This is a genomic window from Devosia sp. 1566 (assembly GCF_004005995.1).
Classification (GTDB): Bacteria; Pseudomonadota; Alphaproteobacteria; order Rhizobiales; family Devosiaceae; genus Devosia.
In genome coordinates this window covers 1,601,571-1,619,407 of sequence record NZ_CP034767.1, presented here as the reverse complement: position 1 = coordinate 1,619,407, position 17,837 = coordinate 1,601,571, and the positions used below count along the sequence as shown (strand labels likewise).

Below are 17,837 nucleotides of genomic sequence, written 5' to 3'. Positions count from 1 at the left end.
CCTCGGGGAACCTGCCGCATTGACCCGCCAGGAGCGAAGGGCCTATTGCTCGCAGCATGTCCCCACCAGCCGTAACGATCCGCCAGGCACGGCTTGAAGACCGGCCGTTGCTGAACCAGGTGATGCTCAATGCTTCGCTTGCCGTTGAAACGGGCGAGGTGCTGCGCCGCCTGACCGAAGCGCCGGGGCATTTCCGGATCGACGAAGATTTGCTCCGTCACGGCCAGATCGTCGTAGCCGAAGCCAATGGGGCGCTGGTTGGCTTTGCCGCCTTCAGCATCGGGGGCAGCGAGTTTGCCGAGCTGGCCGGCATGTTCGTTGATCCACCTTATTGGCGCCGCGGCATTGGCCGGCAGATCCTCGAGGCGGTTGAGCGCGAGCTGCTGATGCGGCAAGCCACCGGCATCCGGGTTGTCGCCGGCACCACAGCAGTGCCGTTCTACCAGGCACAAGGTTTCACCGTGGTCGGCGAAGAAAAAACCCCGCTTGGCCCCGTGGTGCCGGTGATGACCAAATCCATCGGCTAGCGCCACAACGGTTTCCCGCTCCGTTCAGGCGCGGTTCACCTCACCCCTTCTAGTGTCGGCGCAAAGAGGAGGTAGCCATGTCCAAGATCAAGCTTTTGCTTATTGCCGGCGCGACCGCGCTGTCCGCCTTGCTGGGCTCGGGCGTCGCCGCTCAGGCTCAGGTGGTACAAGGGGAGGAACATTGCGTCGTCAACATCCCCGCCACTGAGGGGCTCAATGTCCGCTCCCGCCCGGGTACCAGCAGCCGGGTCGTGACCACCCTGCCCTATGGCAGTTGCGGGGTCATGGTCATGGCGGCATGCCAGGGTTCATGGTGCCCCATCGAGGACGGGCATTATTCCGGCTGGGTCAACCGCCGCTATATCTCCATGGTATCGCCGGCAATCTATTGCGTCACTGGCGTTGCGCGGAATGACGTCCTGAACCTGCGCGCTTATCCCTCGACAAGCTCGCGCATCCTGGCAGGCCTTAGCCCACGTCAATGCGACATCGCCTTCCTGCCCTATGCTGTTGGCAGCTGGCAGAAGGTGCGGGCCGCTGGTTGGGAAGGCTGGGCTAGCCGCCGCTATTTGTCAGGCCAGTAAGGAACACTGGAGCATCTCCTCACCGACGGCTTATCGCCCGTTTGATGTAGATGCTCTCGATCTGTTGAACTTAATTTTCGTTCATACTCGAACGATTTATCCCCCGCGGCATTCCCTAATCATCGCGGTGGGCGAACAAGGAGCAAAAAACATGAAAAAGATTATGGCGGGCGCCTGCGCCGCTCTTATGGCAATCACCAGCTTTGGCGCAGCAAGCGTCCCGGCAGCAGCACAGCCGCTGCAAATCAGTTCCGAAGCGCAGTTCCTCACTGTCCAGAACCGTGGCTGGGATCGCGGTCGTGACCGTGACCACCGCCGTGGTGGCTTCGAGCGCCGTGGCAACTATGGCTACTATAATGGTCACCGTGGCTCGCGGGAACGCCGCTCGGGCTGGCGTCAGCACAATGGCTACTGGTTCCCACCGGCGGCCTTCATCGCTGGTGCCATCATCGGTGGTGCGATTTCCAACCAGAACAACAACAACAGCAATTCGGGCCCGGTCCGCATCACCCGCGAGCATCTGCGCTGGTGCGAAAGCCAGTACCGCTCGTACCGCGCTTCGGACAACACCTTCCAGCCCTTTAACGGGCCGCGCCAGCAGTGCGTATCCCCCTATATGCGCTAAGCGCGTTTAAAATCCTCCAGCAAGGCGGCTCTTCGGAGCCGCCTTTTTGTTTGGGCGGAGCTTACCGCGTCACCTGAATACTGGCGATCCGGAACCAAATCAGCCGGTCCGCCGCCGATTGATCCTTCCGGTGTGCATGTCGGTGCCTGCGGGCGATCAGCCCTAGACGGCGCAGCACCGGGGTCAACAATTTTCCCCTCCGTGCTAGACTGCAGCTTTGGAGTGAGCATGAGCACCAGCGAGCAGCACGAATACCGGGTCGAATCCTACAACACCGATCCTGAGGGCCGCGCCCAGCAGTCGGAGGTGAGCACGGTATTCGCCTCCACCCCGGAAGCGGCTGCGATGAAAGTGCTGCACGAAGAACTGCACACCATCGGCGATATCACCCGCCTGCGCGCCCGGGTGACGCAACTCAGCCAACCAAGCCCGGAGCGGGTCACGACGCTCTACAGCAAGGCGTGATCCCTGATCCGCGTCCGGCAAACATCGGGTGCTAACCTGGGCAGCAATGGCCGAACCCTCCCCTTTTGTCGCGCATTTCGGGCGAGAGGAGGAGATCCAAATGCCGACACTCGACGACGAAGACATCAAGCGCCGCGCGCACCAGATCTGGGAACGGGAAGGCCGACCCGAAGGACGTGAGTTCCAGAATTACATGGATGCCGTCGCGGAATTGACGGCGGAAGACGAGAACAGCTCGGATCGCCCGACCCAGGCGCCGTCCGGCCTCAGCACCAATCTGCAGCCCGGCGGCATTGCGCCGGTCGGCGGGGCTCCCAACGTGGGTAGCATTGGCACCGGTGGCGGCCAAACCGCTGGCAACGCCACCGGCACTGCGCGGGGTGAAAATTCCGAATAGCGGCAGGGTGCCCTTCTCGCGGCGGCCGCGCCAGGGCGCCTAGCCCGCGCCCCTTGCCCGCTCCGTTTCGCCGTTGAGCGAGCGAGGCACAATCCTTAAGGATAAGTCCCGCCTTGCCCAGGTAGGAGCGGAACCAATGGTTTTCGCCCTCCGTTTGCCTGCATTGAGCCGAGGCGCACCGCGCCCTGCCATTCCTTCAATCATCCAGTGACGACCCGTAGCGCATCGACTTAGACTTCGTTGTCCAGCTTAGCTCCAAGGTGGGATGAATGTCAGGAAACCAGGCCAGCACACCGCCGGAGCGCAAGCCGCCCGAGCGCACGCCGACGGGCACCAAGCCGCAGCCGACAATGCCATCCCGGCGTACTTGGCTGTGGTTCCTGGCGCTGCTGGCAATCAACTATCTCGTCGTCAGTTTGTTGTTTCCGGCGCCCGGAGCCCCCGAGCCGATCTCCTACACGACCTTCCGTGCGGAACTGGCGCGCGACAATGTCGAAGCCATCCACACCCAGGGCGACCGGGTCGAGGGCAGGTTCAAGGCGCCTATCGAATGGGCTCCGCCGGCCACCGAAGGGCAACCTGCCGGCACGCCGCGCACCATTCAGGATTTTACCACCATCCTGCCCATGTTCGTCGACCCAGGGCTCGATACCGAGTTGATCGAGCATGGCGTGGATATCCGCGCCACCCCGCTCCAGACCGAACCCAATCTGTTTGTCACCCTGCTTTATGCCTTCGGGCCGGCCCTGATCATCATCGGGCTTTATGTCTGGCTGTTCCGCCGCGCTGCCAAGCAAGGCGGTGGCATGTTGGGCGGCATGGCCGGTATATCGGGCATCGGCAAAAGCCGGGCCAAACGCTTCGACAAGGAAACCGACAGCAAGGTTACCTTCAACGATGTTGCGGGCATCGAGGAAGCCAAGAACGAACTGGTGGAAATCGTTGATTTCCTGCGCAATCCCGCCAAATACACCCGCCTCGGCGGCACCGCGCCCAAGGGGGTTCTGCTCGTTGGTGCGCCCGGCACCGGCAAGACACTGCTCGCTCGCGCCGTGGCCGGAGAAGCCGATGTGCCGTTCTTTTCCATGAGTGGTTCGGAGTTCGTGGAAATGATCGTGGGCGTTGGCGCCGCCCGCGTGCGGGACCTGTTTCAGGATGCCCGCAAACATGCACCCGCCATCATCTTCATCGACGAGATCGACTCGATCGGTCGCGCCCGCGGCCAGGCGGTGCTCGGCGGCGCCAGCGAACAGGAGCAGACCCTCAACCAGATCCTGACCGAAATGGACGGTTTTTCCAGCCGCGAGGGCATCATCGTGCTCGCCGCGACCAACCAGCCCGACGTGCTGGACCGCGCCCTGCTCCGCCCCGGCCGCTTCGACCGCCGTGTCGTGGTCAATCTTCCCGACAGCAATGGCCGCGAAGCGATCTTCAAAGTGCACACCCGCAAGATCCCCTTGGCGGCTGATGTGGATCTTGCCCATCTCGCCAAAACCACGCCCGGTCTGTCGGGCGCCGATATTCGCAACCTCGTCAACGAAGCCGCGCTCCTCGCCGCTCGCCGCGAAGAAGAAGAAGTGCATCAAAAGGACTTCATCGATGCGCTTGAAAAGATCATCCTGGGTCCCGAGCGCCCCATTATCCTGAGCGAAGCCGACAAGGAGCGCGTCGCTTATCACGAAGGCGGCCACGCCATTCTGGGCCTCGTAGTCCCCGGCGCCGACCCGGTGCAGCGCGTCACCATCGTGCCCCGCGGGCAGGCGCTGGGCGTGACTTATCAGCGACCGCTCACGGACCGCTACAACTACCCAGAGAGCTATCTCCTGGCCAAGATCGTGGGGATGCTGGGCGGGCGGGCCGCCGAAGAAATCGTTTATGGCACCCGCACCACGGGCGCGGAAAACGACATCGAGCAGGCCACCCAATTGGCCCGCCAGATGGTCACCCGCTGGGGCATGAGCGACAAGCTCGGCATGGTGCAACTGGCCCCGCGCCAGAACGCCTGGACCGGCCAGGGCATGCTGGGCAATGACAAGCCCTATAGCGAGGAAACCGCGCGGCTGGTGGACTCCGAAGTGCTGCGGATCATCAATGAGTGCCATGAGCAAGCCAAAACCCTGTTGCGCGAACATCGCGGCAAGCTCGATGCCCTTGCCCGTGCCCTGCTGGACCGGGAAACGCTTGACGAGCACGAGATTTTGGCCGTCACCGGCCTTTCCGGGGAAACCAACCATCCAGACCAGCCGCCCCGGGAAGCGCTGACACCCGCTGGCGCCGACTAGATCGGGCTGCAGCCCCGCGCAAAGGAACTGGCATGGCCGCGCATCGGGAAGACCATGTTACCAATCGGATCGGCTGGCTGCGCGCCGCAGTTCTGGGCGCCAATGACGGACTGCTTTCAACGGCTAGCCTCGTTGCCGGTGTGGCCGCCGGCTCGGGCGACAGGACCGCTATCCTCCTCGCCGGACTGGCCGGGGCGATCTCGGGCGCTTTGTCGATGGCGGCCGGCGAATATGTTTCAGTCAGTTCGCAACGCGACGCCGAGCGCTCGGACCTTGCCCGCGAAACCCAGGAACTCCAAGCCGACCCCGAGGGGGAACTCAATGAGCTCACCGCCATCTATGCGTCGCGCGGGCTTGATGAAGCCCTGGCCCGCACCGTCGCCACGCAGATGATGCAACACGACGCGCTGGCCGTGCATGCCCGCGAGGAACTCGGCATCGATCAGGGCACCCTGGCTCGCCCGGTGCAGGCCGCCGCTGCTTCTGCCGCCAGTTTTGCCGCCGGCGCCATCATCCCCGTTGCCACAGCCTATTTCGCCGCTGCCGGTCAAACCCTGCTGCCGCTTTATGCGGTAACGCTGGCAGGGCTCGCTCTTCTGGGAGGGCTTGGTGCCTGGGCCGGCAAAACCCCGATCTTCATGCCCATGGTCCGGGTGGTCGGCTGGGGGGCGCTCGCCATGGTGATCACCTCGGCTGCCGGCTGGCTCTTCGGCGTCGCCCTTTAGCTGCCGGCGGCCCCGGGGCCACAATGCAGAGCCGGTAATCAGCCCGGCAAAAGCGCTTTTCGGCAAGCCCTTGCGCCGGGTCATCACCCCCGCGTCGCCGTCATCCATCATTGGCCGGCTTTGCCGGTGCCTTGATGCCGGCCAGAGCGAGCGTGCGCTCCAGCAACTGCTCGTAGATCGGTCGGCCGCCCAACCACTGCGCGGCCAGATTGGCTGCAAGGCAGGTGGCCAGCAGCGGCACCGTCGCATCGTAGGCACCGGTGAGTTCGAGCGTCAGCACCACCCCCACCATCGGCGCGCGGACCGAGGCGGTGAAAAGTCCGCCCATTGCGGCAATGGCAAAGGCCGCCGGCACCACGCCGGCATCGGGCATTGCAGCACTGGCCAGGGCGGCGAAGGCCAGCCCCACGCATCCAGCGAGCGACAGGATCGGCGCGAAGATCCCGCCCGGCACGCCCGTTGAATAGCTACCGATCGTGGTACAGAACCGCGCGGCCGCCAGGGCCAGCAGCACCACCACGCCGGGCTGCTCACGCACCAGTGCCGGGATCAGCGCTTCGCCGCCCGTCACCGTTTGTGGAAACAGGGCCAGCAGCGCCCCCACCACAAGCCCGACCACCGCCGGGTACAGATAGGGCGCCCGTTCCTGCGCTGCTCCGGCAAAAGCCAGGGCCTTGAGGATGCAAGCGTTGAGCGCGACGCCCACACCACCAAGCACACAGCCGAGCAGCACGAACAAGGGCAGCATGGGCAACGGCACTTCCGGCGCAGCGAGCGCAAGGTCCGGGGCAGCGCCTCCCATCCATTGGGTCATCACCGTGGCGAGCAGCGCGGCAATGATCACGCCCATATAGGTGCTGTAGCGATAGGGAAATTGCCGCCGCGTTTCCTCGATCACGAACAAAACCGCGGCAATCGGCGAATTGAAGGCACAAGCCAACCCCGCGGCCGCGCCCGCCGCCAGCAAGCCGCTACGCTCCGTGGCCGTCAGCCGGAAGCGAGCCGAGAGCATTGCCGCCACCGACGCGCCGATATGGATGGTCGGCCCTTCGCGTCCCAGCACCAGCCCCGAGCCGATCGCCGCCGCCCCGGCGAAAAACTTGATCGGCAGCACTCGCGTCCAGTGGATCTCGCGCAGGCCGTCCATCGCCCCTTCCACTTCCTGGACACCGCTGCCGCTGGCCTCGGGCGACCAATGGCGCACCAGCGCCACAGCTGCCACTGTCACTGTCATGGTGATCAGCGCTGCCGCGAGAACCAGCAGCGGCCCCTCCACAATTTGACGCAGCTGCGCGGGCCATTGCAGCAGGGCATTGATCGCGAGGTGGAACATCGACCCGATCGCCCCCGCAATAATACCCACCATCACCGTCAAGGCGAGATACCGCCGCTGCGCCCGGCGCTCGTCGGGTCTGGATCGTGCTGGAACAGGATAGTCCATGCGTCCACCCCTCCGGGCCAACACTGCGGCGACCCGCAGCTTTAAAGGCTGGCCAGCTCTCAAGGGTTACGCGCGAGGGCCGGAAACGCCCCCCTGCCGCGACAAGTTTGTTTTGCCATGGTTTCCACTTCCATTCGCGCAGCCAGCATCCGCGCGCGGCCCTCCGGAATTCGAGGCTCCGCTGTGCACTCCACCACAAGGGCTCCGGAGGTGCGGAATGCGCCGAAATGCGCGGGAGCCCTCATGGTGAGGTTCGGAGCGCAGCGCAGCCTCGAACCACGAGGGCGGCCATGACCACCCCCAAAACTTATCCCCGCCCCCAAAAACCTCAGGCACAATCCCCTTGTTCCCGGGCAAGCTGCGCGGTCGCGACGAACGGTCGGTGCGGGAATATCGGATGAGTTTGGGGTCGCCCAAGCTCCTTCGGGACGAGGATGATCCGGGACCGATTTCATCCCCCGGTCCATGAAGCCCCAGGGCTTCTGGCGTTTGGCACGGGTCTAGCCACGGACGGTCCTCACCGAAGAGTCTCCGATAAAGCATGGGGCGAAGCTTGCTTCACCTTCTATTTCCCGCCGGACGACCGGCACCGAGGCGAACTTCGCCCCATGTCGCAGCCCTCGCTGCGATGCCCGCCTGCCCCATACCCGCACGGCCCAAGGCCGGTGCGGCTTTTAGTGCAGGCGCGTCAGCTCGCTGCCGCCACAATGTGAGCACTCCGCCCAATGCTTCAGCACCGCAACTTCTTGCTCAACCCGAAGGCCGATTCCGATTGACTTGGCTCCAAGCCGGTGCTGCACTGCCAAGAACATAAGCCTTGCGGGCATTTGCGCCCCATTCGGACGACCATCTGGCCGCCGGGTGGGGCTTTTTTGTTTTGGAGCCTGGTTTGTCCGTTCTCGAACAAACTGTGACAGTTGGCCTACTGTTCTCCACCACCGGCACCTATGCGGCGCTCGGGCGCGAAGGCCTTGCCGGGGCGCAGCTCGCCATCCAGGCGCTTAATGCCAGCGGCACCCTGCCCTTCCGCATTCTGGCCGAGCATCGCGATCCGCATGGCATCACCGAGCGCTATGCCGGCATGGCGGCGGAGATCATTGCAACCGGCGGCCGCCATATCATTGGCTGCACGACCTCATGGAGCCGCAAGGAAGTTATTCCCGTGCTCGAAAAGCACGACGCAACCCTCTGGTACCCCTGCCCATACGAGGGCTTTGAGTGCAACGAGCAGGTGGTCTATCTCGGCGCCTGCCCCAACCAGCACATCCTGCCGCTGCTGCAGCACATCCTGCCCCGCTTCGGCAACAACGGCTATCTTGTGGGCTCCAATTATATCTGGGGCTGGGAAACCAACCGCATCGCCCGCGACATCATCGAGCAGTCCGGTGGCTCAGTTGCGGGTGAACGCTATGCGCCTCTCGGCGACGCTGATCTCGGCCATATCCTGCGGGACATCCGTCTCAAGCGCCCCGACTTCGTGCTCAATACGCTGATCGGTCCATCTTCCTATTCGTTCCTCGAGGCGTATCATGCCCTGGGTGAGGTCGATCCCGATTTCTCCATGGAGAAGCGCCCGGTGGTGAGCTGCAATCTGGCCGAAGGGGAAGCGGCGCTGCTCGGCCACAAGGCCGCGGGGCTCTACACGATCGCCCCCTACTTCCAGGCTCTGCGGACATCAGCCAACCAGCATTTCCTCGGTCAGCTCGACGCCACCAGCCAGCCGGTCTCGGCCTTCTTCGCCCAGGCCAATAGCGCCGTCCAGCTGCTCGTCGCCGGCCTCGTTGCAGCGGAAACGGAGGACGGCAAATCCGTGCTCGCCTCGCTCAACCAGGCCACGCCCTCCACCCCCCTGGGGCCGCTGCAAATCTTGGCTGCCAACAACCATGCCGTTCTCACCCCTCACATCGCCCGGGTTACCGCCAGCGGCGCGCTCGCCATCATCGAGCAGCGCGACGAGCCGATCGCACCCGACCCCTATCTCGCCCATACCAGCCTCGTCGTTGCCTCAGCGGACCGGGTGCGCGCCGGCAGCAATTTGCGGGTGGTGAAATGAGAATGGCCGATCTCACCCCCAATTTCGTCGGCCAGCGCGCCCCGATCCTGCACCGCCCGCATGCCGTGGTCGACGCCATTGTGCGCCAGCTCGAACAGCTGGGCATCCGCTCAACCCTGTGCTGGCCCGAACTGGCGCCCGACGCTGCCAGCGCCCCCATCGACCTGCTGTTTTTCGACGCCGACATGGGCCATGACGGCCAGTTCCCCTGGCCGGCCGGCACCGCGCCCATGCCCACCATTGCCCTCATTGGCTCGGAAGCGCCGGGACGTCTCGCCTGGGCTCTCCGGCAAGGCGCCGATGCGCATCTGCTCAAGCCCGTGGGCAGCGGCGGCATCTATGCGACACTCGTGATCGCGACATCGGCCTTTCGGCAGCGCACCGCTCTCCAGGCCGAACTGGCAGGGCTACGCGACCAGCTCGCCGGCCGTCAGGTGGTAGCCGAGGCCACTGCCCAGCTGATGGCCGCAGGCGCGGGCACGGCCAGTGCCGCCTATGACATCTTGCGCCAGATGGCGATGAGCGAGCGCGTCACCATCGAGATCATGGCTGCCCGCTTGGTGCACCAAGAAGGGGAGCACAATGACCGACGTTCTCGCGCCTGAACTGGCGCCCGGCGGCGTTCCCGCCGCGCCGGTCAAGCCCGCTTCGGTGCTGTCCCAATTGCTCCATCGCCCGCTCGCGGTGATCGGCCTCCTCATCATCACCCTCGTCGTCGCAGCCGCGGTCCTTGCCCCATTCGTCGCGCCGTATGATCCGGGCGAGCAGTTTTTCGAGGGCCTCACCATCGAAGGCGCCCCGTTGCCGCCCAATGCGCAGTTCTGGTTCGGCACGGATCTCCTCGGCCGCGATCTCCTCAGCCGGCTGATCTATGGCGCCCAGACGTCGCTCACCATCGGGGTCGTCGCCAACGGCATTGCCGTGACCATCGGCGCGCTGGTCGGAATCACCGCCGGTTATTTCCGCGGCATCATCGGCACCGCCCTCATGCGCTTTACCGATCTGATGATGAGCTTTCCCGCCCTGCTCCTCGCCATCGTGCTCGCGGCGATCTTCCGCCCGAGCCTCTGGATCGTCGCCATCGTCATCGCCATGGTCAACTGGGTGCAGGTGGCGCGCGTCCTTTACGCCGAAACCAGCTCGCTGGCCGAACGCGACTTCATCACCGCCGAACGCTCGCTGGGTGCCGGCTCGGCCCTCATCCTCTTCCGCCATATCCTGCCCCATCTCGTCTCCACCATCATTGTCTGGGCCACCCTGGGCATCTCCACCACCGTGCTGCTGGAAGCTACGCTGAGCTTTCTTGGCGTCGGGGTGCGGCCGCCCACCCCCTCCTGGGGCAACATCATCTTCGAGAACCAGAGCTATTTCGCCTCCGCGCCCTGGCTCGTTTTCATTCCGGGCTTTGCCATCATCCTCCTGGCCCTGGGCTTCAACCTTGTCGGCGATGCGCTGCGTGACATTCTCGATCCCACCTCACGGGGGCGCCAGCCATGACCCTTTATGTGCTTCGGCGGTTGCTGCAGGCCGTGCTGATCCTCTTTGGCATCAGCCTCATCACCTATGCCCTGCTTTATCTCCTCCCCGCCGATCCCGTGCGCCAGATCGCCGGCCGCAGCGCCACCGCCGAAACGGTGGAAAGCATTCGCCAGCAATTGGGCCTCGATCGGCCCGTTTACGAGCAATACTGGCGCTATCTCACCGGCCTGCTGCAGGGCGACCTCGGCCGCTCTTATCTGCAGCGCACCGAAGTGGCCGACCTCATCGCCTCGCGCTTGCCGGCGAGCCTCCTGCTGATGGCCGGCGGCATCGTCTGTGAACTGGTGATCGGCCTCACGCTGGGCGTGCTGGCGGCAGTGCGGCGCGGTTCCGCCTTCGACAATGCCCTCATGGTGGCGTCCTTCGTCGGCGTGTCAGCACCGCAGTTCGTCGCCGGCATCCTGCTGCTTTATGTATTCGCCGTGCAGCTGGGATGGTTCCCCATCGGCGGCTACGGCACCTTCCAGCATCTGGTGCTGCCGTCCCTGACCCTTGGGCTGCTCGGCGCCGGCTGGTACGCCCGGATGATGCGCTCCTCCATGATCGAGGTGCTGCGCCAGGATTTCATCCGTACCGCCGAGGCCAAGGGCATCAAGCGCCACCAGGTGCTGCTGCGCCACGCCGTCCCGAACGCCATCCTGCCGATCCTCGCCATGATCGGCATCGATATCGGTATCTTCATGTCCGGCATCGTCGTGGTGGAAAGCGTCTTTAGCTGGCCCGGCATCGGCCAGCTCGCCTGGCAGGCGATCCAGCGCGTCGACATCCCCATCATCATGGGGGTGACGCTGGTTTCCGCCTGCGCCATCGTCATCGGCAATCTGCTCGCCGACCTCGCCGCCCCCTTCATCGATCCCCGCATCAAGCTGCGCTGAGCGAGGATCCAAATGTCCGTTCAAACAAACGCCGTTCAAGGGAGAAACCACAAGATGCGCAAATCACTGCTGGCGGGGGTTGCCTTCGCCGTCCTTCTCGCCGCCTCACCCACAATGGCGCAGGACGCCAAGCAGGGTGGCGCCATGATCGTCACCTATCAAAACGACGTGGCGACGCTCGATCCCGCCATCGGCTACGATTGGCAGAACTGGTCCATGATCAAGTCGCTCTTTGACGGCCTCATGGACTACGAGCCGGGCACCTCGACCCTGAGCCAGGGCCTCGCGGAAAGCTATGAGCTTTCCCCCGACCAGCTGACCTATACCTTCAAGCTGCGCCCCGGCGTCAAATTCCACAACGGCCGCGAAATGACGGCCGATGACGTGAAATACTCGTTCGAGCGCGTTACGAACCCGGCAACGCAAAGCCCAGGCGCCGGCTTCTTCGCCTCCATCGAGGGCTTTGATGCCATGGCGGCCGGCGAAGCGACCGAGCTTGCGGGCGTAACGGTGGTTGATCCGCTCACGGTCTCGGTCAAGCTCACCCGCCCCGATGCCACGTTCCTGCATGTCATGGCGCTCAACTTCGCCTCCATCGTCCCCAAGGAAGCCGTCGAGGAATGGGGCGCCGATTTCGCCACCCACCCCGTCGGCACCGGCGCCTTCAAGCTGGCGGAATGGACGCTGGGCCAGCGCCTCGTTTTCGAGCGCAACACCGATTACTGGGAGCCGGGTCTGCCCAAGCTCGACCAGATCACCTTCGAGGTCGGCGTCGAGCCCAGCGTCGCGCTGCTCCGCTCCAGAACGGCGAGATCGACATGCCCGGCGACGGCATTCCGCCCGCCCAGTTCGTCCAGGTCAGCCAGAACCCCGATTATGAAGGCCTCATCGTTGAAGGCGGCCAGCTTCACACCGGCTATATCACCCTAAACGTCACCCAGCCGCCCTTTGACGACCTCAAGGTGCGCCAGGCCGTCAACATGGCGATCAACAAGGATCGCATTGTTCGTGTGATCAATGGCCGGGCCGTTCCCGCCAACCAGCCCCTGCCCCCGACCATGCCTGGCTATGCGCCGGACTATGAGGGCTATGCCTATGATCTGGAAGCGGCCAAGGCGCTGCTGGCCGAAGCCGGTCATCCCGATGGATTTGCCACAGAGCTCTTTGTCTACAACACCGATCCCAATCCGCGCATTGCCCAGGCCATCCAGCAGGATCTGGCCGCCATCGGCATCACGGCCGAGATCAGCTCCCTCGCCCAAGCCAATGTGATCGAAGCCGGCGGCAACGGCTCGGCCCCGATGATCTGGTCTGGCGGCATGGCCTGGATCGCCGACTTCCCCGATCCCTCCAACTTCTATGGCCCGATCCTGGGCTGCGCTGGCGCCGTTGAAGGCGGCTGGAACTGGTCCAAATACTGCAATGAGGACCTCGACGCCCAGGCCGTCGCCGCTGACTCCGTGACCGATCCGGCCAAGCAGGCCGAGCGCGAGCAGATGTGGCGTGACGTCTTTCTCGGCGTGATGGAGGACGCCCCCTGGGTGCCCATCTTCAACGAGCAGCGTTTCACCCTCCGCTCCGAACGCCTGGGCGGCCCCGACGCCATTTTCGTCGACCCCGTCCATATCCCCGTCCACTACGATCACGTGTTTGCCAAAGATGTGCAGTAACTGCGACTACACCATTCACCGCGCGCATCATCATTTCGGGTGGGATCGTTCGATCCCGCCCGTGCAAACGGTGGCGCCCGGTTCAACTGTTCTGTTCGAGTGCCATGACAGCGGCTCGGGTCATTTTACCCCCGACAGCGCCGTGGCCGATGTCTCCACGCTTGACTTCTCGAAGGTCAATCCCGTCACCGGCCCCATCCTGGTCGATGGCGCCCAGCCGGGGGACGCGCTCAAGATCACCATTGATGGGTTCCAGCCCTCGGGCTTTGGCTGGACGGCCAATATCCCCGGCTTTGGGCTCCTTGCCGATCAGTTCACCGATCCGGCGCTCCTGCTCTGGAAATATGATGCCGCCTCCATGAGCCCCACCTTGTATTCCGACAAGGGCAAGGTTCCCCTTAAGGCGTTCCCGGGCACGATCGGGGTGGCGCCGGCCGAGGCGGGCACTCACTCGGTCGTCCCGCCCCGCCGGGTGGGTGGCAATCTCGATATCCGCGACCTCAGCACCGGCGCCGTTCTCTACCTGCCCGTCGAGGTGGAAGGCGCGCTGTTCTCGGTGGGCGACACCCATGCCGCCCAGGGCGATGGCGAGGTCTGCGGCACCGCGATCGAGAGCCAGATGAACATCTCGCTTAAATTCGAGCTGATCAAGGGCGCAAACCTAGCCTTCCCGCGCTTCACGACGCCGGGCCCGGTCACCAACCATCTCGACATCAAGGGCTATGAGGTCACCACCGGCATCGGACCCGATCTGATGGCCGGGGCTCGTGCCGCGGTTGGCAACATGGTCGACCTGCTCGGCAAGCTGCACGGGATCAGCGCGGAAGACGCCTATATGCTCTGCTCGGTCTGTGGGGATCTGCGCATTTCCGAGATCGTCGACATGCCCAACTGGGTCGTTTCCTTCTACTTCCCCCGGATCGTCTTTGAGTGACACCCTGCCCAGCCATCGTGGCAACCCGCACGTCCGCTCTCCCCTTCCCGGGGAGAGCCTAGCCATGGCCGCGCCGCTGCTTGCCCTGTCCAATCTGGTGATTGAAACCGCGGGGCCCCACCCGACGCGGCTCGTGGATGGGCTCTCGTTCACCCTCGAGCGCGGCAAGACCCTCTGCATTGCCGGTGAGAGCGGTTCGGGCAAGTCGCTGACGGCATTATCGCTGATGCGCCTGCTCGGCCCGGGCCTGCGAGTTAGCAGCGGCACCGCTCTCCTCGACGGCCAGGATCTGCTTAAACTAACACCTGAACAGATCCGGCAGGTGCGTGGCCGCCGACTCGGCATGATCTTTCAGGAGCCCATGACCTCGCTCAACCCGATCCAGACGGTCGGGCAGCAGCTGGGCGAGGCCATCAATGCCCATCAGCGCCTGAGCGCCGCCGACACCGCCCGCCGGGCGCGCGAACTGCTCGACCAGGTGCAGATTCCCGAACCCGCCCGCCGGCTCAAGCAGCATCCGTTCGAGCTCTCCGGCGGCATGCGCCAGCGCGTGATGATCGCCATGGCGCTGGCCCAAAGCCCCGACCTCATCATCGCCGACGAGCCCACCACCGCCCTCGACGTCACTGTCCAGGCGCAGATCCTTGCCCTCTTGCGCAAGCTGCAGGCCGACACCGGCACGGCCATCATCCTCATCACCCACGATATGGGCGTGGTCGCCGAGATGGCCGACGACGTGCTGGTGATGCGCAAGGGCGTCATGGTGGAAAGCGGCACGGTGCGCCAGATGTTCTTGTCGCCCCAGGCGGACTATACCCGCGCCCTGCTTGCCGCCGTGCCGCGCCTTGGCGAGATGACCGGCACCACCGCCCCCAAGCGCGCCTCGGCTCCGGGGCCAGCTGAGAAGATGATTCAACGGGCTGGCAGAGTCGTTGAGGTAAAGGACCTAACCGTCCGCTTTGACATTCGTTCTGGCCTCTTTGGTCGCGCCGGGCAGCGCGTCCACGCCGTTGAGGGCATCTCCTTTGCGCTCGATGCGGGGGAAACCCTGTCCCTTGTCGGCGAAAGCGGTTGCGGCAAGTCCACCACCGGCAAGGCCTTGGCCAATCTCGTGGCCTTCCGCGGCGATGTCGTCGTCAATGGCTCCAATCTCAAAGGGCTGTCTGCTCGCGCGATGAAGCCGGTGCGCCGCGACATCCAGATGATCTTTCAGGACCCCTATGCCTCGCTTGATCCGCGCATGCGGGTCGGCGACCTCGTAATCGAGCCGCTCCATATCCATCGGCTGGCGCAAGGCAGCGAACTCCAGGACCGCGCCGCCGAGCTTTTTGACCAGGTCGGCCTGCCGCGCGACGCCCTGCGCCGCTATCCGCATGAATTTTCGGGTGGCCAGCGCCAGCGCATCTGCATTGCCCGGGCCCTGTCGCTGCAGCCCAAGGTGATCATTGCCGACGAAAGCGTTTCGGCGCTTGATGTTTCGGTGCAGGCGCAGGTGCTCGATCTGCTGCAGGATCTGCAAAGCCGGTTCGGCATCGCCTATCTTTTCATCTCGCACGACATGGCCGTCGTCGAGCAGATCAGCCACCGCGTCGCCGTGATGTATCTGGGCCGCTTCGTCGAGATCGGCACGCGGGCGCAAATCTTCGAGATCCCCCAGCACGCCTATACCAGGCGCCTGCTGTCGGCGGTGCCGATCCCCAACCCCGCCCGCGAGCGGCGGCTGTTTCTGCCCTTTGGCGATCTGCCCAGCCCTGTCCGCCCCCTTAGCTACGAGCCGCCGCCTGTCAACTGGCGCGATGTGGGGCACGGCCATCTCGTTGCCGAGGAAGCGGCATGATCTGCCGGACTAGGCCAGCGCCTTGGACTTGATGCGGCTGAACTCGTCTTCCGAAATGACGCCCGCTTCGCGCAGGGCATGCGCATCGGCGATTTCGGTGGCGGGAGAACGCCCGGCTACCGAGCGGATATAGTTCTCCGTTTCATCGCTCATGCGCTGCAGGTCCTGATTGCGGCGGATCGTCATGCCGCTGCCGCGCACCACCAGGTAAACCAGCGCCGTCAGTACTGGAAAAATCAGCAGCGCGATGATCCAGACGGCCCTGGCAAAGCCGCTGAGGTCACGGTCGCGGAAAATATCGGCAATGATCTGGAACAGCACCATCAGGTACGAGATCAGGAAACAGCTCCAGAGGATCAGCCACAGGAACTCCCAAAAGTCGGAAGACATTTGCTACCTCGCGAACACTGGTTTGGTGCTCTCACCATTCCATTGCCGGGCTCTGGCGTCTTGCTCCAAAGCTGATCGTGCCTATTGGCCGGTTAGTGGGAACAAGCAAAGAAGCGTTGATTTCTTTGGTGCTATTGCGCTGCCTGTTTCGGCTGCGCCTCTTGCCCCGGCTGGCAGAACGCCGCGAGGGAACGCTGCATGACGTTGCGATCCAGGCCCTCCCCGATCACGACGATCCGGGTTCGCCTGACACCATCGGGCCAGGCGGGCAGATGCAGCGGCTTGTGGATGAGGTGCTGCACGCCATGGACGACAACCGGCGTTTCTGCCCCCTCGATGTCGACCAGCCCCTTGAGCCGCAGGATCTTGCGTCCATGGCTATGGATCAACATGGAGAGCCATAAGGCAAACCGCGGCCAGGCAATGGGCTGTTCGGCCTCCAGCACAAAGGTGCCGATGGTGCCGTGCTGGCTCGCCTCGTGTCCATGATCCTGCCCTCCATCATCGCCGAGCCAGGGCGCTACAGCTGCTACCCGGCTGGCGGGATCGTTGAGCGTATCCAGCAGCAAAGCTTGAGACGGCTCCCCCATTTCGTCGAGCACCACGACATTGGCGGCCCCGTTGATCCGGCCCAACTGCTGCCGCAGGTCCGTCAATGCCGCCGCGTCCGCCAGGTCACCCTTGCTGATGATGATATGGTCCGCGACCGCCACCTGGCGCCGGGACTCCGCAAAGCCCGCAAGGTTCCCCGCCCCATTGGGCACATCCACCACGGTTATGACATTGCCCAGCCGCAGATGATATTTCAGCATCAAGTCGGCGCTGAGCGTCGCGATGATCGGCGCAGGATCGGCCAGTCCCGTGGTCTCGATCACGAGCCGGCTGAACGGCGGGATCTCCCCCCGCCGCACCCGCTCGAACAAGGACAAGATCGTGTTCTTGAGATCGACCCGAATGGTGCAACAGATGCAGCCGCTTTTGAGCAGCACCACGTCATCATCAACCGACTGCACCAGCAGATGATCGATCCCCACTGCGCCGAACTCGTTGATGATGACGGCGGTGTCGGCCAGCGCCGGTTGCGCCAGCAGCCGGTTGAGCAGTGACGTCTTCCCTGCCCCCAGAAAGCCAGTGATGAGATTGGCGACCACCGGCTCCCGAACGCCGCTCATCGGCCCCTCGCCTCTAGTTGCGCCAGCACCGCCGGGTCGAGCGGATCGCAGGGCCGCCCGATCAACTTCTCCGCCTCTACCCAGACGGCGCCGAGATTGTCGACCACCGCCATCTTGCCGGTTCGGCTGCGCAGCGTATAGCGCCCCGCCCAGCTCTCGAGCTTGAGGCCGAACAGTGCCAGCACGTCGTTGGCCGCCACGGCCCGCAGGTGCCGATCCGCTGCGGGCCGGGTTGCACCCGAGGCTTCACCGGGCCCGCTGGTCCAGTGGTCGGCATGATTGAGAACGCCGCATAACCCGCACATGCCGCCTCTCCTTTTT

Annotated in this window: 17 protein-coding genes and 1 pseudogene; 14 read left to right on the top strand and 4 right to left on the bottom strand. The window is 64.3% G+C overall.

Translation table 11 applies throughout. The annotated features are described in order from the left end of the window. The first annotated feature begins 56 nt into the window (after nt 1–56). The 7 genes from ELX51_RS07940 (at nt 57) to ELX51_RS07910 (ending at nt 5,605) form a co-directional block, all read left to right on the top strand. Entirely contained in the window at nt 57–527 is a 471-nt protein-coding gene (locus tag ELX51_RS07940; RefSeq protein ID WP_127753007.1) for a GNAT family N-acetyltransferase, read from the top strand. Nucleotides 528–604: 77 nt separating this feature from the next. Next, a complete protein-coding gene (locus tag ELX51_RS07935) occupies nt 605–1,111 on the top strand; it encodes an SH3 domain-containing protein (protein WP_127753006.1) in 507 nt (168 codons plus the stop codon). Between the two features lie 151 nt (nt 1,112–1,262). Beyond that, a complete protein-coding gene (locus ELX51_RS07930) occupies nt 1,263–1,736 on the top strand; it encodes a BA14K family protein (RefSeq protein WP_127753005.1) in 474 nt (157 codons plus the stop codon). A gap of 228 nt (nt 1,737–1,964) precedes the next feature. Next, the gene (locus ELX51_RS07925) at nt 1,965–2,201 is read left to right on the top strand and encodes a hypothetical protein (RefSeq protein WP_127753004.1); all 237 of its coding nucleotides are present in this window, start codon (nt 1,965–1,967) and stop codon (nt 2,199–2,201) included. A gap of 100 nt (nt 2,202–2,301) precedes the next feature. Continuing rightward, nucleotides 2,302–2,598, top strand: a complete 297-nt coding sequence (locus ELX51_RS07920; RefSeq protein ID WP_127753003.1) for a DUF2934 domain-containing protein — start codon at nt 2,302–2,304, stop codon at nt 2,596–2,598. 269 nt (nt 2,599–2,867) lie between these two features. Further along, nucleotides 2,868–4,880 (top strand): ATP-dependent zinc metalloprotease FtsH, encoded by a 2,013-nt coding sequence (gene ftsH / locus ELX51_RS07915; protein ID WP_127753002.1) that lies wholly within the window; start codon nt 2,868–2,870, stop codon nt 4,878–4,880. 32 nt (nt 4,881–4,912) lie between these two features. Beyond that, nucleotides 4,913–5,605 carry a VIT family protein gene (locus tag ELX51_RS07910; protein WP_127753001.1) on the top strand — a complete coding sequence of 231 codons (693 nt, stop codon included), beginning with the start codon at nt 4,913–4,915 and terminating at the stop codon, nt 5,603–5,605. A 100-nt stretch (nt 5,606–5,705) separates the two neighbouring features. Here ELX51_RS07910 and clcA read toward each other — a convergent pair whose 3' ends face one another. After that, nucleotides 5,706–7,046 (bottom strand): H(+)/Cl(-) exchange transporter ClcA, encoded by a 1,341-nt coding sequence (clcA, locus tag ELX51_RS07905; protein ID WP_127753000.1) that lies wholly within the window; start codon nt 7,044–7,046, stop codon nt 5,706–5,708. An 889-nt stretch (nt 7,047–7,935) separates the two neighbouring features. Here clcA and ELX51_RS07900 point away from each other — a divergent pair. From ELX51_RS07900 to ELX51_RS07870, 7 genes and pseudogenes are all read left to right on the top strand, one after another. Next, on the top strand, nt 7,936–9,099 hold the full coding sequence (locus tag ELX51_RS07900; protein WP_248305285.1) for a transporter substrate-binding protein: 1,164 nt from the start codon (nt 7,936–7,938) through the stop codon (nt 9,097–9,099). Then, on the top strand, nt 9,096–9,704 hold the full coding sequence (locus tag ELX51_RS07895) for an ANTAR domain-containing protein (protein WP_127752999.1): 609 nt from the start codon (nt 9,096–9,098) through the stop codon (nt 9,702–9,704). Before ELX51_RS07900 ends, ELX51_RS07895 begins: the two co-directional genes overlap by 4 nt. Next, nucleotides 9,682–10,596 carry an ABC transporter permease gene (locus tag ELX51_RS07890; RefSeq protein WP_127752998.1) on the top strand — a complete coding sequence of 305 codons (915 nt, stop codon included), beginning with the start codon at nt 9,682–9,684 and terminating at the stop codon, nt 10,594–10,596. The genes ELX51_RS07895 and ELX51_RS07890 overlap by 23 nt, the downstream gene beginning before the upstream one ends. Next, nucleotides 10,593–11,513, top strand: a complete 921-nt coding sequence (locus ELX51_RS07885; RefSeq protein ID WP_127752997.1) for an ABC transporter permease — start codon at nt 10,593–10,595, stop codon at nt 11,511–11,513. The genes ELX51_RS07890 and ELX51_RS07885 overlap by 4 nt, the downstream gene beginning before the upstream one ends. 54 nt (nt 11,514–11,567) lie before the next feature. Continuing rightward, a pseudogene (locus ELX51_RS07880) lies at nt 11,568–13,183 on the top strand (ABC transporter substrate-binding protein). Then, on the top strand, nt 13,173–14,117 hold the full coding sequence (locus tag ELX51_RS07875) for an acetamidase/formamidase family protein (protein WP_127752996.1): 945 nt from the start codon (nt 13,173–13,175) through the stop codon (nt 14,115–14,117). Before ELX51_RS07880 ends, ELX51_RS07875 begins: the two are co-directional and overlap by 11 nt. A gap of 64 nt (nt 14,118–14,181) precedes the next feature. Further along, nucleotides 14,182–15,954 (top strand): ABC transporter ATP-binding protein, encoded by a 1,773-nt coding sequence (locus ELX51_RS07870; RefSeq protein WP_127752995.1) that lies wholly within the window; start codon nt 14,182–14,184, stop codon nt 15,952–15,954. Nucleotides 15,955–15,963: 9 nt separating this feature from the next. Here ELX51_RS07870 and ELX51_RS07865 read toward each other — a convergent pair whose 3' ends face one another. The 3 genes from ELX51_RS07865 to ELX51_RS07855 all read right to left on the bottom strand — a co-directional run bounded on the left by ELX51_RS07865 (nt 15,964) and on the right by ELX51_RS07855 (nt 17,821). Next, the gene (locus ELX51_RS07865) at nt 15,964–16,344 is read right to left on the bottom strand and encodes an SHOCT domain-containing protein (RefSeq protein ID WP_127752994.1); all 381 of its coding nucleotides are present in this window, start codon (nt 16,342–16,344) and stop codon (nt 15,964–15,966) included. A gap of 131 nt (nt 16,345–16,475) precedes the next feature. Then, on the bottom strand, nt 16,476–17,516 hold the full coding sequence (locus tag ELX51_RS07860; protein WP_127752993.1) for a GTP-binding protein: 1,041 nt from the start codon (nt 17,514–17,516) through the stop codon (nt 16,476–16,478). Continuing rightward, a complete protein-coding gene (locus tag ELX51_RS07855; protein ID WP_127752992.1) occupies nt 17,513–17,821 on the bottom strand; it encodes a hypothetical protein in 309 nt (102 codons plus the stop codon). The genes ELX51_RS07860 and ELX51_RS07855 overlap by 4 nt, the downstream gene beginning before the upstream one ends. Nucleotides 17,822–17,837 lie beyond the last annotated feature (16 nt).